The following is a 15,947-nucleotide window of genomic DNA, read 5'->3' as shown; positions in this document are numbered from 1 at the left end:
GGGAAAGCATATATGAAAAGATGGCTTTTATTGCCAGCGGTGTTGGTTGTTTTTGCCCTCGGCTACTTTGCCTCGCAGTCGCTGGCTGCTGCGCAAGGAAAGGAGGGGTACCCGGAATGGAATAATAATCCGGAAACTTTTCAAGTAAACCGTGAACCAGCACACGCGGCCATTATGCCGTACAAAGATGTCGAATCCGCATTGAAGGACAACCAGATTGAGTCGGAATTCTATCAATCACTAAACGGGAAGTGGAAGTTTCATTTTTCAGAAAACCCGGCACAACGGCCGAAGAACTTTTATAAGGAAGATTACGATGTTTCCGATTGGGATAAAATTAAAGTGCCTTCAAGCTGGCAGCTGGAAGGTTATGATTATCCAATCTACACGAATGTAACGTATCCATGGACGGGCTACGAAATGCCGGAACCTCCAAAAGCACCAACAATTTACAATCCTGTTGGCTCCTATAAAAAGGAATTTACCGTTCCTGATAATTGGGATAAACAACCTGTGTATGTGTCATTTCAAGGGGTTGAGTCAGCATTTTATGTATGGGTGAATGGTGAAAAAGTCGGTTATAGTGAAGACAGTTTTACTCCTGCCGAGTTTGATATATCGGAATATATCAAGCGTGGTGAAACAAATACGATCTCTGTTGAAGTTTATCGCTGGTCAGATGGCAGCTGGCTGGAGGATCAGGATATGGTTCGCTTGAGCGGCATATTCCGGGATGTTTATTTGTATTCCACTCCGAATGTTCATATGCGTGATCTGTTTGTAAAAACAAATTTAGATGAAGCTTATGAAGACTCGACATTGGCTGTAAGTGTTGACTTGACAAAGCATGATAAAAATAAAGCAGGCAGTAAAAAAGTTGAGATGCAGCTTTATAATGTCGATGATGAAAAAATGCTTGATCAGCCAATTGAAGCCGAAGTTGATTTTAATGATGAAACAAAATTAACAATCAATAAAGAACGGCTCATTGAGAATCCGAAAAAATGGTCTGCTGAACATCCTAACTTGTACACACTTGTGTTAGCACTGAAAGACCAAAATGGAAAAATCATTGAGACTACCAGCACAAATGTTGGCTTTCGGGAAATTAAGATGGTGGACAATCAAATGACAATAAACGGGAAGCCGATTACATTTAAAGGTGTTAATCGGCATGAAATGGATCCGGTTGATGGACGTACCGTTTCCCGCGAACGCATGATTCAGGATATTAAATTAATGAAAAAACACAATATTAATGCGGTTCGTACCTCACATTATCCAAATCAGACGGAATGGTATGATTTGGCGGATAAGTACGGGCTTTATATTATTGATGAAGCAAATTTGGAGTCACATGGGAGAAGGGGAGAATTGCCTAAGAGTGATCCACAGTGGCTGCCTGCATCACTTGACCGGATGAGAAGCATGGTGGAACGGGATAAAAATCATCCATCAATTGTTATCTGGTCGCTTGGAAACGAGGCTGGCACTGGCTCAACCTTTAAACATATGGCCGAACTAACGCGGAATTTGGACCCTACCAGAATCGTACACTATGCTGGGGATGATCGGTGGGGTGATGTGAGAGGCGTTATGTATCCGGATGTGTCATTTGTTGAATCCTACGGCAAATCAGGTAACCCACAGCCACTCCTGCTGATTGAGTATGCACACGCTATGGGCAATAGTGTCGGTAACCTTTATCAGTATTGGGATGTTATTGACAAGTATAAAAATCTGCAAGGCGGCTTTATTTGGGACTGGGTCAACCAGACTCTGCGCTGGCCAATTCCTGGTGAAGAAGAAGGTTTCTATCAGGCATATGGCGGTGATTGGGGTGATGTGCCAAATGACGACAACTTTATGGCGAATGGATTGGTTTCATCCGATCGAACACCACAGCCTGAAATAAAAGAAGTTAAAAAAGTGTATCAAAACGTGGAAATGCAAGCGGTTGATCTTAAGAATGGTGTAGTCGAATTAAAAAATGAGTTTCTTTTTACAAACCTGAACGCGTATGATGCTAAATGGGAATTAAAGAAGGATGATAAGGTTATTCAGGAAGGTAAAATAGAGGGGCTTAATGTTAAGCCGTTATCAACGAAAGAAATTACGCTGCCAATCGAAAAACCGGTTCTCGAAGCAGGGTCAGAATACTTTCTGGATGTAAGCTTTACATTGAAGGAAGATACGCGCTGGGCGTCTGAGGGACATGAAATCGCTTATGAACAATTCAATATGGAATATGACGTTCCTGCACAAGCACCGAAGAAAATAAGTGATATGCCTGAGATAGCTGTAGAAAACAACGATTCATCCATCGCTGTCGATGGAAAAGATTTTAAGTTGACTTTCAATAAAGCAAAAGGGACCATAGCCACTTTCGAATATAAGAATACAGATTTAATAAAAACAGGTCCTGAGCCGGATTATTGGCGGGCACCAAATGATAGTGACAAAGGAAACGGAATGCCCGCGCGAACGGAAACATGGAAAAATGCCGGTAAAAACAGAAATGTTGATGATGTTGAGGTTGTAAAATACGGCAGCAATGCGATCCGGATAAATGTAACCGGTACATTGCCAACCACGAACAAATCCGATTATAAGACTTCCTATATTGTTTATGGAACAGGCGAGGTAGTGGTTAACAGCACATTAGATCCTGGCAACGGACTGTCGGAAATTCCGGCGGTTGGAATGGAAATGACATTGCCGGGCGAGTTTGAACAAATGGACTGGTTTGGACGCGGACCTGAAAGCAATTATTGGGATCGTAAAACCGGTTATCCTGTAGGTGTCTACAGTAGTACAGTAACAGATAATTTCTATCCTTATGTGGAACCGCAGGAAACTGGCAACAAAACGGATGTGCGCTGGGTAACTTTCACAAATGAAGATGGAATCGGACTGATGGCAACCGGTCTGCCACTGCTTGAAGTGGGTGCCCTTCATTATACGGAAGAGGATTTAGGATCATCCGCACATCCATATCAGCTGGAGCAGCAAGAAGAGATTTTTGTGAATCTCAACTACCATCAAATGGGACTTGGCGGGGATAACAGCTGGGGAAAACGGCCACATCCTGAATTCACAATGCAGGCAGATCAGAAATACAGTTATAGTTTCCGTTTGCGACCAATATCAAAAGAGGATTCACCAATGAAATTAAGTAAACGGGTTGTAACCGATGAATTAGTGAAAGACATTACGATAAATGGCGAATCACTGGCTGCATTTAATGCCAATAGAACGGATTATACGCTTCGTTATTTGAAAGGAACAATGGAAGATGTGCCAGAGGTAAACGTCAAAACAATCAGCGATGATGTCAACGTGGAAATGGATGCAGCTGAAAAACTGCCGGGAAAAACGGTGATCACAGCGGCTTCCGATGATGGCTTGGTTACGGCTAAATATGTTATCCACTTCGAACTTGCCGATCAACTGTATTTAAGTGATTTGGATTGGGAGAGCGCCACTGCTGGCTGGGGAATGATACACCGTGACCGCAGTATCGAAGGAAACCCGATTACATTAATGGGGGATAACGGACCTGTCACCTATGATAAGGGGATTGGAACCCATGCAAATTCGGAAATTGTCTATGATATTGCCGGTAAAGGTTATGATACCTTCGAAGCAGTAATCGGTCTTGACAGAGAGGCTAATCAAACAGGGTCTGTGAAATTTCAAGTATGGGCAGATGGAGAAAAGTTGTTCGAAAGTGGTGTTATGCAAAGAGAAACACCAGCACAATCCATCAAAGTAGATATTCGAGGAAAAAGTCAATTGAAATTGGTAGTAACAGATGCGGGTAATGGAAATGGAAATGATCATGCTGACTGGGCTGGTGCCAAATTTACCGCTGACACCGACGGGCCGGTGGTCACAACGTTATTGAACGGTAACAATCTTAAAGACGAAACCACTGTTTCAGACTCCGATACACTTGCATTTACGTGGGAAGCAAAAGATGAAAATAGTGGGCTTAAAACAACATCTGCTACGTTCAATGGCAAGCGATACGAAGAAGGGACAAACCTGGATATGGCGGGTAAACCGGGCACGTATAAATTTGTTGTAACAGCTGAGGATAAAGCAGGGAATGTTACGGAAAAAACATTCATGATTCATGTTACTACAAGTGCTGCAGATATGATGAAACTGGTAAAGCGGTATGACGAAGAAGGGGAAATTCCTGATGATAAGACGGTACATGCTTTAAATCTGCAGTTAATTACTATTAATCGTTTCGAGGAAAAAGAAATGAGTGATAAGGTAGTCAAACATCTTAATGGATTTACCACATTACTGGAACAAGTAAAGGGATCTATTTCCGATGAAGTCTATCAAGCGCTAAAGGCAGATGCGGATTATCTGCTGGAGAAGTGGAAATAGTATCATGGATGAATGCACAGGCGGCAAGTCTTGGATTTGCCGCCGTGCCATAAAAAGGCTCAGGAGAAGGAGGTATAAACATCATTAAAACCAAGCGAGCGGGAAATTTTGTAGATAAATACTGGTTTTCCATATTTTTTATGCAACTAGGCATCATTCTTTTTATTACATTGATTAGTTTCATAAATTTAACATCTCCGACAAATGCTTACTTCACTGATTCGGAAAAAAAGTCTGGTTCCATTACGGCGGAGACGCGGGAAATGGATAATGATAAAGCGGAGGTGGACAAAAAGTTCAATCATAAGGCAAACGACAAAACGGATGAGTATAAGCAAACTGATAAAGAAGACAAGCAGAAAAAAACTGATAAAGGGAACAAGTCGAATCATAATGACCAGACAGGGAAAAAAGAAGTGAACAAGGCTAAAACAGGGGAAACAAAGGATCAATCAACTTCCACGGAAAAAAATACTGCAAAAAAGGAACATGACACGAAAGAACCTGTTCGTAATGAATCAAACAGTATTAATCAATCTGCAAAAAAGAAACAGGAAACAAAAGACCAGGATGAATTAAATGAAAATGGCAACGAAGGTAAGAAGAAATTGCATAAAAGTGAGGGGAAACAATGACATTTCGTACACTTAAAAAATGGTTAAGTGGTGCAATTACCACTCTGTTAATTATCACATTAATTTTTATGGTCTTTGTGGTTGTTTCATCAAAGATTTCTGGTGGGGAACCGAGCTTTTTTGGTTATCAATTTAAGACGGTTTTATCAGGTTCGATGGAGCCTACTTTTCAAACAGGGTCGCTCATTGCTGTTGAACCTGTTAAAGAACCAGCCAATTTAAAAAAAGGTGACGTGATTACTTATAGGATAGATAAAGCAACAACTGTCACGCACCGAATTGTCAAAGTTAATGGGACTGACAGCCAACCAAAGTATGTTACAAAGGGTGATAACAACGACAGTCATGATTCAAAACCTGTCCTCCCTTCAAAGGTTGAAGCCGTTTATACTGGTTTCACAGTTCCATTTGTTGGCTATTTTATGCACTATGCACAATCAAAACAAGGTACTGCATTACTGGTAGTTCTGCCGGGTATTCTATTAATCATTTATTCTATTATCACGATCTGGAAAGCTTTTAAAGAAATTGATGGGCGTAAGAAAAAGGAAGAAACATCGTCGACTGATGCCTGATATCCTTGAAAGGGATTCAATATAATACCTATTCTAAAGCGTAAGTAGACTTTTGCGGGACTGCCAATAACATCAAAAAGGGCAATCTGATTTTTTCAGTATTGCCCTTTTTGTTCTGTTAGAATAAGGATGATAGGATTCATTAAAATCGCTAGTAAACTAGTCGGATTAGGATTTCGTTTTAATTCGAGCTATCATCGGGTTTTGTATATCAGCTATTTTCTGGAAAGTGCTGCAGTGAAACATGTATAAGCGCACATCCTCATATGAAACCTTCATCGGGCGCAAAAATGAATAAGATTGGATGTAGCACATTTTTTAGGAAACTTTTTTAGAGGGGTAAGAAAAAAAGCAATATATATAAAAATCTGAACAAGATGTTTATTGTGAAAACGTTTTTATACCTTGTAAAATATTAATTAATCAAAACCTGAGGGGGGCTGTTGATGAGTATGAAGAAATGGTTTTTAGCATTATTTATAGTGACTTTGTGTATAAGTTTGGCTGCTTGCAGTGGTGATGAAAAGGAATCAAACGCTGAGGGCTCTAATGGTAAGGTTACATTGAATCTTGCTGCGCTGGAATCAGCGTATGGTGCTGATATGTGGAAGAAAATTGCCAAGAAATATGAAGCATCGCATGAAAATGTGGATGTGAAACTGACATTGGAAAAAAACATTGAAGAAGTCATCCGTCCGAAAATGCAGGCGGGAAATTATCCGGACGTCATGCTGCTGGCGACAGGAAGAGAACAGGCGCTTACGGAAACATTAATCAAGGAGAACGGCCTGGAGAATATTTCCGATGTGCTGGACATGCAAGTGCCTGGTGAGGATGTAAAGGTGAAGGAGAAAATACTGGAAGGCTTTACTGATACACTCGCAACAAACCCATACGGTGATGGTGAGATGTATATGGCTCCGATGTTCTATAGTCCGACAGGGTTATTTTATAATGCAGGACTGTTTAAAGAAAAAGGATGGGAGGTCCCAAGCAACTGGGATCAAATGTGGAAACTAGGTAATAAGCTTGGTGAAGGCAAGTCGCTGTTTACCTATCCAATTGCGGGCTATTTTGATACGTTGCTGGGCTCAATGCTTTATGCTTCCGGCGGTCCTGATTTTTACAATTCCGTTATGACGTATGAAGATGGTATCTGGATGTCTGATGAGGCAACAAAAGTACTGGAGACAGTCGGTAAACTGGCCGATTATGTGCATCCGAATACCGTAGCAAATGCGAATCCGAAAAATTTCACGAAGAATCAGCAACTGGTATTGGATAACAAGGCATTATTCATGCCGAATGGCACATGGGTTACCGGTGAGATGTCTGAAGCACCAAGGGCAGATGGGTTTAAATGGGGAATGACGTCGATTCCGGCATTTGAGCAAGGCGGTGATCGTTATGCTTTTACTTTCTTTGAGCAAATTTGGATTCCAAAAAAGGCTGAAGATAAAGAAGCTGCCAAAGAATTCATCGCTTATATGTATTCAGACGAAGCGGCATCCATCTTCCTGGAAGCGGGTGCAGTTCAGCCGATTAATGGAATAACCGATAAACTGGAAGGACAGAAAAAGGAATTTTACAGTATTTATGAAGAAGAAGGCGCATTGCCTGCAATGGGTACTTTTGCTTCCACAAAGCCTGTCCCTGGTGTAAGTATTCAGGAAACATTGTATGGACAGGTCGACAGTGTCGTCAGTGGCGATATCACTGTGGAAGAATGGCAAAAAAATCTTGAAGAAGCAAGTGACAAACTGAGATCCGCATTGAAATAAACTGTAACTGATCAGGTGAAAGCAAACGGCGGGTACTGGCCCGCCGTTTTGCTTGGCAGTTTCGAAAGTATAAAACCTTTGACTGCATAAGTGCAACTAAGACCGTCACTTAAAGGCTTGGTGACAACCAAGTTTTCTAAAGTAGGGAGGTGAAAGTGTTGAGCAAGAGATTATCCAGAAGTATATTCATCAGCGTATGTATTTTACCGGCATTACTTCTATTTATTGTTTTTATGGTGATTCCTACGATTGAAGTTTTCCGGATGTCCTTATATCGATGGGGTGGATTGTCCAATACGAAGTCGTTTGTAGGCTTTGAAAACTTCAAAATCCTATGGAATGACATGGACTTTATTCAATCCTTTCAAAACTCGATCTTTTTAATTGTTGTAGTAGCAATTGTCACCATATTTTTTGCATTGACGTTCGCAGCGATTTTAACAAGAGAGCGAATTGTCGGGGATAACTTTTTCCGGGTCGTCTTTTATATTCCAAATATACTATCAGTAGTTGTTATTGCCGGTATTTTTTCTGCAATTTTTGCTCCGGAAAGCGGATTGCTGAATAGTGTGTTTGATATTTTCAGCATGGAAAGTTTTGAGCAATTGTGGCTGGGAAATCAGGATATCGTCATCTACAGTCTGGCTGGTGCACTCGTCTGGCAGGCGATTGGGTACTATATGGTCATGTATATGTCCAGCATGGCGAGTATTCCTGCCAGTTATTATGAAGCTGCTTCGCTGGAAGGGGCAGGACGTTTTAAACAATTTACCAGCATTACCCTTCCCCTTATCTGGACGAATATCCGCACGACGCTGGCATTTTACATTATCAGCACGATCAATTTGAGCTTTTTGCTTGTTAAAGCTATGACCGGCGGTGGACCGGATGGATCAACGGAAGTGTTTCTGTCTTATATGTATGCACAGGCGTACGGAAATTCGACATATGGTTATGGAATGGCGATTGGTGTTGTTGTCTTCGTCTTTTCATTTGCTCTGGCAGCGGCGGTCAGTTTTGTTACCAAGCGAGAACCGCTGGAGTATTAGGGAGGTGTTCACTTGAAAAAAAACAAAGGCATCAGCACCGAAAAACTGGTTAAATTATTTATCTATGTTGTTCTGATTGGTCTGGCGATAGCGATTATTGTCCCAGTAGCCTGGATATTCACCGCCTCAATTAAGGAGAATTCAGAGTTTTATGGTACGCCATGGTCGATTCCTGATGGTTTTTATTTTCAGAACTTTGTGGAGGCGTTCATCCAGGCGAACATGGGAGAATACCTGCTGAATTCTGTGATTGTTACGGGAGTGGCGCTGATCGTGTTAATCGCTGTGGCATTACCGGCGGCATATGTTCTTTCGAGATTCCAATTCCCCGGGAGCGGGCTGTTGAACTCGTTTGTGAAAGCAGGCTTGTTTATTAATGTAAGTTATATTGTTGTTCCAATCTTTTTAATGCTGCTGGAGTGGGATAAGGTACTGGATCCTATTTTTGATGACGGGTTTTTTATCAATAATCTGATTGTACTTGCAGTAATCTATGCAGCAACCGCATTGCCATTTACCATTTTTCTGTTGTCCAGTTACTTTCAAACGCTTCCCACGGATTTTGAAGAAGCAGCAAATATCGATGGAGCGGGGTATTTCAGGACGATGATTTCGGTCATGTTTCCAATGGCAACTCCGAGCATTGTGATTGTCATTCTATTTAACTTTCTTTTGTTCTGGAATGAATACATTTTGGCGTTGACTCTGCTTCCGGGAGAAGACAAAACGCTGCCTGTGGGGCTGCTAAACCTGATGGCTGCGGAACGGGCTGCAGTCAATTATGGACCAATGTATGCCGGTATGGTGATTGTTATGCTGCCGACATTGATCTTATATATCATTGTGCAAAAACGTCTGACAGAAGGAATGACTGTCGGTGGAGTGAAAGGATAGGTGTTGTAAATGAAAAATAAAATAGGGCGAGTGACACTGCCGAGCGAGCAGAATTTTTTGGAGCCGACAAAAGAATTGATGAAACGGTGGGGGGCGGATGCTCTTCGTGACAGTGACGGAACAAAACTGGATGAAGAAATTAAACAACTTGATGCCAAAATATATACGACATATTTTGTTGCGCGCAGTCATAATGAATTTGCGGAAAAGCATCCGGAAGAAATGCAGCAATTGTATCTCATGTCCAAGTATAATACCGCAGTGGGAAACGACTTGGAAGTAGATATTTTGGACGGATATTTTACCGAGCAGATAGAAGCGGATTATGTTCACGATCCGAAAAAATGGTGGGAAGTTATTGACCGTACGACAGGGGAAGTCGTGAATCCTGCCGATTGGACAGTAATCCGGGAAACGAACCGGCTGTTGATTCACAATGCCTGTCCATGGCATGAATACACCATTTCATTTTTGGCGTACATGAAATGGGATCCGACACAAATGTATAACCATATAACGAATGATTGGGGCGACAAACCGCATGAAATTCCGTTTGATGTCCGGCAGCCACATTCCAATCAATTTGTGAAAGACTATTTGCAAAAATGGCTGGAGGAAAATCCCGATACGGACGTCGTACGCTTCACTACCTTTTTTTATCACTTCACATTGGTGTTTAATAATTTGGGGAAAGAAAAATTTGTAGATTGGTTCGGATATGGTGCAAGTGTATCTGTCGCAGCGCTGGAGGCGTTCGAACAGGAAAAAGGCTATCGTTTGCGGCCGGAAGATATTGTTGACCAAGGATATTACAATTCAACGTTTCGTGTTCCTTCCGAGGCATATTTGGACTACATGGAATTCATCCAAAAATTTGTTGCCAGGGAAGTGAAGGATTTAGTGGATATGGTCCATGAGAAAGACAAGGAAGCAATGATGTTTCTGGGTGATAATTGGATTGGCACGGAACCGTATGGCGATTATTTTCATGAAACAGGGGTTGATGCAGTCGTGGGGAGTGTCGGTGATGGCACAACATTGCGAATGATTGCAGATATTCCGCACGTTACGTATACAGAAGGAAGATTTTTGCCGTACTTCTTTCCGGATACCTTTTACGAAGGTAACAACCCGGTTGTTGAAGCGAATGAAAATTGGCTGACTGCACGCAGAGCGCTCATGCGCAATCCTCTTGACCGGATTGGCTATGGCGGGTATTTGAGTTTGGCATATAAATTCCCGGAATTTGTCAATTATGTGGAAAAAATCGCCAATGAATTTCGGGGAATCCATGAAACTATTAATGGAGTTAAACCTTATTCGGGAATCAAAGTCGCTGTCTTAAATGCGTGGGGTAAAATCAGAACATGGCAGACACATATGGTGGCACATGGTAAATGGTACAAACAGGCATATTCGTATCAGGGCGTTTTGGAAGCGCTCAGCGGATCAGCGGCAGACGTGTCGTTCATCAGTTTTGATGATGTAGTGGAAAACGATATTCCGGAAGATTTAGATGTCATCATCAATGCCGGTGATATCGGCACAGCGTTTTCTGGAGGCGAGAAGTGGCTTAATGAAGTGCTTACTTCAAAAATCCGCGAATGGGTCGGCAATGGTGGAGGTTTTATCGGGATTGGTGAACCGTCAGCGATCCACCATGGAGGACGTTTCTTTCAGCTGGCAAATGTTTTGGGTGTTGATAAAGAATTAGGATACAGTTTATCGATGAATAAGTATTTTAACAACCCCGTAAAATCCCATTTTATAAAGGAAGATATAACCGAATATAATTTCGGGGAAAGCATGAAAAACATATATGCTCTGAGTGAAGGCACGGAAGTTATCGAGTATTCTGATGGCGGGGTACACTTGGCAAGTTCTGAGTTTGGCCGCGGCCGCAGTGTATATATCGCGGGGCTGCCTTACAGCCACGAAAACACACGATTGTTAATGCGGGCGCTGTATTTTGCTGCACATAAAGAAGAAGATTTTGAGAAATGGCATGCATCAAATGTTTATTGTGAGGTTCATGCATATCCAGCCATCCAAAAATATGCGGTCGTGAATAATTCCGATGAAAAACAAGTCACCGATGTATACGATGGAAATGGAAAGAAGCAAGTTATGACACTGGGAGCAAGCGAAATTGTGTGGGAGGAAATGTAAATGAAAGATAACGTTAACCGTATCTTCAAAATAATTCTCTTTCTTTTTTGTTTGTTTTTGATCGTCTATGGCCAGCAGACGGTTGGAAAAATACAGTTGCTGATCCAGCTGATCGGCCTGGCAGGATTACTGGTTTTACTATGGAACTATAATCGAAAATTTACATGAAGCGGTTGGAGCTCTCTTCGGGCTCCATCCCCATCATGACTTTTGTAATATGATACGTGTGAATGTGAGGGGTTATGTGAGATATGCGATTGGAATTGATATAGGCGGAACGAAAACAGCAAGTGGGATTGTGAATGAAAATGGCGACCTGATTCAGAAAGAAGTTGTTCCAAGTGACACCAGTGATAAAGAAAGCATGTTTTCACAGGTTGCCACTTGTGTGGAGAAGCTTATGAATCATAGCAGTATCCCGGTCGAAGAGATTTTCGGAATTGGTGCAGGTGTTCCGGGAAAAGTGGATCGGGAGAATGGAATTGCCGTGTTCCAGAACAATTTGCCGTGGAAAAACTTCCCGTTTGTGGAACGGTTACAAGATATATTCGGATTTGAACGAATGGTTATCGATAATGATGTATATATGGCAGCCTTCGCTGAATGGAAGAAAGCTGATTTATCTGCCGAGGAATTTTTTGTGTACATAACCGTCAGCACGGGTATTTCGAGTTCCATCATTCAGGGCGGTGAGTTTCTTCGGGGCGCCGGGTTTGCAGGTGAAATTGGACTGATTCCGGTTCCGTTAGAGAAAACCGGATGGGAACGCCTCGAAAAAGTTGCAGCCGGTCCAGCACTGACAAAACGTGCCCAAAAATTGTATCAAAGTGATCGGGTAACGGCAAAGGATGTATTTACTGCGTTTTACCGCGGAGATGCAGTTGCTGAAAAACTAGTGGATGATGTGGCTGCATCCATTGCTCACGGTGTTTATACGATTAATAGTTTAATAGACCCGCATAAACTAGTATTTGGCGGAAGTGTGATAACGCACAATCCGGTTTTGCTGAAGATCATCAGGCAAAAATTAACGCCATATGCAATAGAAGAACAAATGCACATTTTAAACGCAATGGAAGTTAGTCAGCTTGGGAGTGATCAGGGAGTAATTGGCGCCGGATTAAGCGTGTTTAAACAATGGGATACGTTGGATAAACAAAAGCTTGTGACAGGAGAGGAGCAAAAATGAAACCGAACATCCTATTTATCAATGTGGACCAGATGCGCTATGACTGTTTGAGTCTCCTTAATCATCCGGTGGTTGAAACACCGAATATTGACCAGCTGGCGCTTGACGGGGTAACGTTCGAAAATGCTTATTCCGCGACACCGACCTGTGTACCGGCACGGGCGGCAATCCTAACCGGTATGCGCCAGCAATCACATGGCAGGGTTGGCTATGAAGACAAAATTCCATGGGATTATGAACATACTTTGCCCGGAGAGCTGGCTGATGGCGGGTATCATACGCAGTGTGTCGGTAAAATGCATGTATATCCAACACGGAAGCTTTGCGGGTATCATAATGTTGTGTTGCATGATGGATATATGCACTATAACCGTTTTAAGGATCAGACGACAACAAACGCGTCATTTGATTCCACCGATGATTATATCAATTGGCTGCGGGATAAGGCAGGCAGTCATCATGACCTAACGGATTTAGGTCTTGACTGCAATGCTTCAACAGTTGCTCGGCCATGGCATCTGGCCGAGGAGCTTCATCCAACCAATTGGGTCGTTACTCAATCGATAGATTTTCTGCGAAGAAGGGATCCGTCCAAACCATTTTTTCTGAAAATGTCGTTTGTGAGACCGCACCCGCCCCTTGACCCGCCACAAGTGTTTTTTGATCAATATATTCATTCGGATATTCCGGACCCTGTCGTTGGAAACTGGGCGGATTGTGAAGATGACGATCGAAACGGGCTGCGTCCGGATGCAAAAAAAGGAATCGTACCAAAAAACAGATTAAAACGTGCACAGGCTGCCTATTATGCCTTGATCACACAAATTGATTACCAGGTTGGACGATTTTTAGATAAATTGCAGGAATTCGGTCTGTTACATAATACGGTCATTCTGTTTGCGTCGGATCATGGAGAGTTGTTGGGGGACCATCATCTTTTTGCCAAAGCTCTGCCATATGAAGGAAGCGCGAAGGTACCATTTATCGTTTCCGATCCGGGCAATCATCTCAATCTGAAAAAAGGAACTGGAGTGTCTGAAGCCGTTGCATTACGGGATATTATGCCTACCTTGCTGGATACTGCCGGGGTTCAGCCGCCAGCAAGTGTTGAAGGAAAAAGTGTGCTGCCGCTTGCGCAGGGTAAGGCTGTTCCGTGGCGTTCGTATATTCATGGAGAACATGCGTATGGTTCTGATTCGTATCATTATATAACGAACGGCAAGGAAAAATATATCTGGTTTTCCCAGACAGGAAAAGAGCAATTTTTTGACCTGATGAAAGATCCAAAGGAATTAAACAGTCAGGAAAATAACCCTGAATACAGCGAACGCTTGGATTTTTGGCGTGAAAAACTTATCATGGAACTGGATGGCAGAGAAGAAGGGTATTCGGACGGTGAAAAATTGATTCCCGGCCGGCAACCGCGTACGTATTTACAAGAAGCTGTTCATTCCAATAGACAGATATAACGTTTTGCAGCTAAGATGCATACAGGGTGGAGTTTTGATGCGTGTATTATAAGTCCAAAGGTGGATGGCGTTGAGATGAAAATAGATACTTTATGTAAAAAGGGGAACCGGAACATAAATGAAGATGCATGCGTTGTTAATGAAAAAGCAGGTATCTTTGCGGTGATTGATGGTGCTACCGGACTTGACGGAGTCCCAGGCTACGTGGCATCCCAGGCTGTTCAAAAAGTGCTGGATGAAGCAACGGCAATGGAGCGGCTTGATACTGTAATGGAAGCTGCCAATCGTATGGTCGGAAATAAAACCATACACCATCTTGGCCTGGACGAAGATGGATGTATTGTTAGACTTCCAAAGCTGAAGCGGAGTACGTGTGCAGCAGCTGCTGTTTCATTGGATATGAATCGGTTATCCTGTGAGTATGTCCATGCAGCTGACTGCATGATATTTTTACAGTATGAGAATGGCGATATACGAACAGTTACCTATGATCTGCTTCACCATTTTGACGAAAAGGCAATCAACGAAATTGTGAAATTAAGAAAGATGAAGAAACTGAACGTAGATATTGCTGAAGCAAGGGAACTAGTAAAGCCAATTCTTTCAGAAAATCGTTCAAAGCTAAATACAACGGACGGTTACAGTGTAATTGATGGTAGTGATGATGCCATGGATCATGTGGAAAGCGGCAGATTATCGCTGAAAAAAGTCACCGGAATTCTGCTGCTGAGTGATGGACTATTACTCCCTACAGAATTAGGGGAAAATAATGCTTGGGAACAGTCCGCATTAATTGCTTTTAATGACGGTTTGGATGGATTAATGCATGAAGTGGAAAAACGGGAAAACAGTGATCCGCAATGTGTTCACTACCCTCGGTTAAAAATGAAAGATGATAAAACTGGTCTACGGATTATGCTGGATTCGTAGTTGGATTCCTTTACATTTTATTGTATTGCTTTTATACTTAGTTTAACTGGTTATAACCACGAAATGTTATCTGTTTGATATGATTATACAGGACAGGGAGGTGGGAGGAAGCGAATTGGATAAAAAAAGCAAGGTGCCATTATATTTACAGCTAATGGAAGACTTAATAAAGAAAATCGATGCAGGGGATTATCAAGTAGAAGATAAATTGCCTTCCGAGCGTGAATTGTGCGATGTCTATGAACTTAGTCGCATCACAGTAAGGCAAACGCTGCAGGAGCTGGAGCGAGAGGGTTATATTTATAAGCTCCATGGCAAGGGGACGTTCGTTTCGCCAAAAAGCTATAATCAAAATCTGGTCAAGCTGTACAGTTTTACTGAAGAGATGAAAGCGACAGGGAAAACTCCAGCAACACAAGTTCTTTCATTTCGTGAAATAGCGTTGGATGAGCGACTGGCAAATAAGATGGATATGGCACCATTTGAAGAGATTTTTCAAGTTGTAAGGCTTCGACTTGCAGATGACGAGCCGTTAATGTATGAAACGTCCTATCTGCCAAAGAAGACGTTTCCGAATTTGACCGAAAAAGATCTGATGGAACGACCGATGTACGATGTGTTTACCGAAGATTATCAGGTGGGCGTAACAAAAGCGGTTGAGCGGTTTTCTGCAACAAGTGTCCGTAATGAAGAAGCGGAGCAGTTCGGTATGACTGCAGGTCAGCCTGCCATGCTGATTAAGCGTTTTGCTTATCATAATGATGAATTGATTGAATATACTATTAGTGTAGCCCGTGGTGACAAGTTCGATTACACGGTGGAGCTAACCTGAAACTCTATTAAGTGAAAGGG

General features: G+C 42.3%; 12 protein-coding genes and 1 pseudogene. All 13 read left to right on the top strand.

Annotated features, from left to right (window positions below):
* The first annotated feature begins 12 nt into the window (after positions 1–12).
* The 13 genes and pseudogenes from lacZ (at position 13) to ABD010_RS02285 (ending at position 15,927) form a co-directional block, all read left to right on the top strand.
* Positions 13–4,404 (top strand): beta-galactosidase, LacZ type, encoded by a 4,392-nt coding sequence (lacZ, locus tag ABD010_RS02340; RefSeq protein WP_343809908.1) that lies wholly within the window; start codon positions 13–15, stop codon positions 4,402–4,404.
* A 140-nt stretch (positions 4,405–4,544) separates the two neighbouring features.
* Positions 4,545–4,655, top strand: a pseudogene (locus ABD010_RS18290) (SipW-dependent-type signal peptide-containing protein); the annotation flags it as partial.
* A gap of 12 nt (positions 4,656–4,667) precedes the next feature.
* Positions 4,668–5,039 (top strand): hypothetical protein, encoded by a 372-nt coding sequence (locus ABD010_RS02335; RefSeq protein WP_343809906.1) that lies wholly within the window; start codon positions 4,668–4,670, stop codon positions 5,037–5,039.
* Entirely contained in the window at positions 5,036–5,614 is a 579-nt protein-coding gene (gene sipW / locus ABD010_RS02330) for a signal peptidase I SipW (RefSeq protein ID WP_343809904.1), read from the top strand. The genes ABD010_RS02335 and sipW overlap by 4 nt, the downstream gene beginning before the upstream one ends.
* A 446-nt stretch (positions 5,615–6,060) precedes the next feature.
* Positions 6,061–7,395, top strand: coding sequence for a carbohydrate ABC transporter substrate-binding protein (locus ABD010_RS02325; protein WP_343809902.1), 1,335 nt, complete (start codon positions 6,061–6,063; stop codon positions 7,393–7,395).
* 158 nt (positions 7,396–7,553) lie between these two features.
* The gene (locus tag ABD010_RS02320) at positions 7,554–8,444 is read left to right on the top strand and encodes a carbohydrate ABC transporter permease (RefSeq protein WP_343809900.1); all 891 of its coding nucleotides are present in this window, start codon (positions 7,554–7,556) and stop codon (positions 8,442–8,444) included.
* Between the two features lie 12 nt (positions 8,445–8,456).
* A complete protein-coding gene (locus ABD010_RS02315) occupies positions 8,457–9,338 on the top strand; it encodes a carbohydrate ABC transporter permease (RefSeq protein ID WP_343809898.1) in 882 nt (293 codons plus the stop codon).
* A 9-nt stretch (positions 9,339–9,347) separates the two neighbouring features.
* Complete coding sequence (gene gnpA, locus ABD010_RS02310) at positions 9,348–11,507, top strand: 1,3-beta-galactosyl-N-acetylhexosamine phosphorylase (protein WP_343809896.1); 2,160 nt, start codon at positions 9,348–9,350, stop codon at positions 11,505–11,507.
* Positions 11,508–11,675 carry a DUF6903 family protein gene (locus ABD010_RS02305; RefSeq protein ID WP_343809895.1) on the top strand — a complete coding sequence of 56 codons (168 nt, stop codon included), beginning with the start codon at positions 11,508–11,510 and terminating at the stop codon, positions 11,673–11,675.
* Positions 11,676–11,751: 76 nt separating this feature from the next.
* A complete protein-coding gene (locus ABD010_RS02300; protein WP_343809893.1) occupies positions 11,752–12,696 on the top strand; it encodes an ROK family protein in 945 nt (314 codons plus the stop codon).
* Positions 12,693–14,165 (top strand): arylsulfatase, encoded by a 1,473-nt coding sequence (locus ABD010_RS02295; protein ID WP_343809889.1) that lies wholly within the window; start codon positions 12,693–12,695, stop codon positions 14,163–14,165. The genes ABD010_RS02300 and ABD010_RS02295 overlap by 4 nt, the downstream gene beginning before the upstream one ends.
* Before the next feature lie 75 nt (positions 14,166–14,240).
* Positions 14,241–15,095 (top strand): hypothetical protein, encoded by an 855-nt coding sequence (locus ABD010_RS02290; protein WP_343809887.1) that lies wholly within the window; start codon positions 14,241–14,243, stop codon positions 15,093–15,095.
* Between the two features lie 115 nt (positions 15,096–15,210).
* Entirely contained in the window at positions 15,211–15,927 is a 717-nt protein-coding gene (locus tag ABD010_RS02285; protein ID WP_343809885.1) for a GntR family transcriptional regulator, read from the top strand.
* Positions 15,928–15,947: the final 20 nt, after the last annotated feature.

Origin of the sequence: Virgibacillus siamensis (assembly GCF_039522605.1) — a bacterium.
Classification (GTDB): domain Bacteria; phylum Bacillota; class Bacilli; order Bacillales; family Amphibacillaceae; genus Lentibacillus; species Lentibacillus siamensis.
Note: the sequence above shows the minus strand (reverse complement) of the source record. Positions and strands in the feature narration are given on the sequence as shown.

Excerpts from the sequence above, each read along its gene's own strand:
- ABD010_RS02305 (WP_343809895.1), top strand. The coding sequence starts at position 11,508 with ATGAAAGATAACGTTAACCGTATCTTCAAAATAATTCTCTTTCTTTTT.
- sipW (WP_343809904.1), top strand. The coding sequence starts at position 5,036 with ATGACATTTCGTACACTTAAAAAATGGTTAAGTGGTGCAATTACCACT.
- gnpA (WP_343809896.1), top strand. The coding sequence starts at position 9,348 with ATGAAAAATAAAATAGGGCGAGTGACACTGCCGAGCGAGCAGAATTTT.
- ABD010_RS02335 (WP_343809906.1), top strand. The coding sequence starts at position 4,668 with ATGGATAATGATAAAGCGGAGGTGGACAAAAAGTTCAATCATAAGGCA.
- lacZ (WP_343809908.1), top strand. The coding sequence starts at position 13 with ATGAAAAGATGGCTTTTATTGCCAGCGGTGTTGGTTGTTTTTGCCCTC.
- ABD010_RS02290 (WP_343809887.1), top strand. The coding sequence starts at position 14,241 with ATGAAAATAGATACTTTATGTAAAAAGGGGAACCGGAACATAAATGAA.
- ABD010_RS02295 (WP_343809889.1), top strand. The coding sequence starts at position 12,693 with ATGAAACCGAACATCCTATTTATCAATGTGGACCAGATGCGCTATGAC.
- ABD010_RS02325 (WP_343809902.1), top strand. The coding sequence starts at position 6,061 with ATGAGTATGAAGAAATGGTTTTTAGCATTATTTATAGTGACTTTGTGT.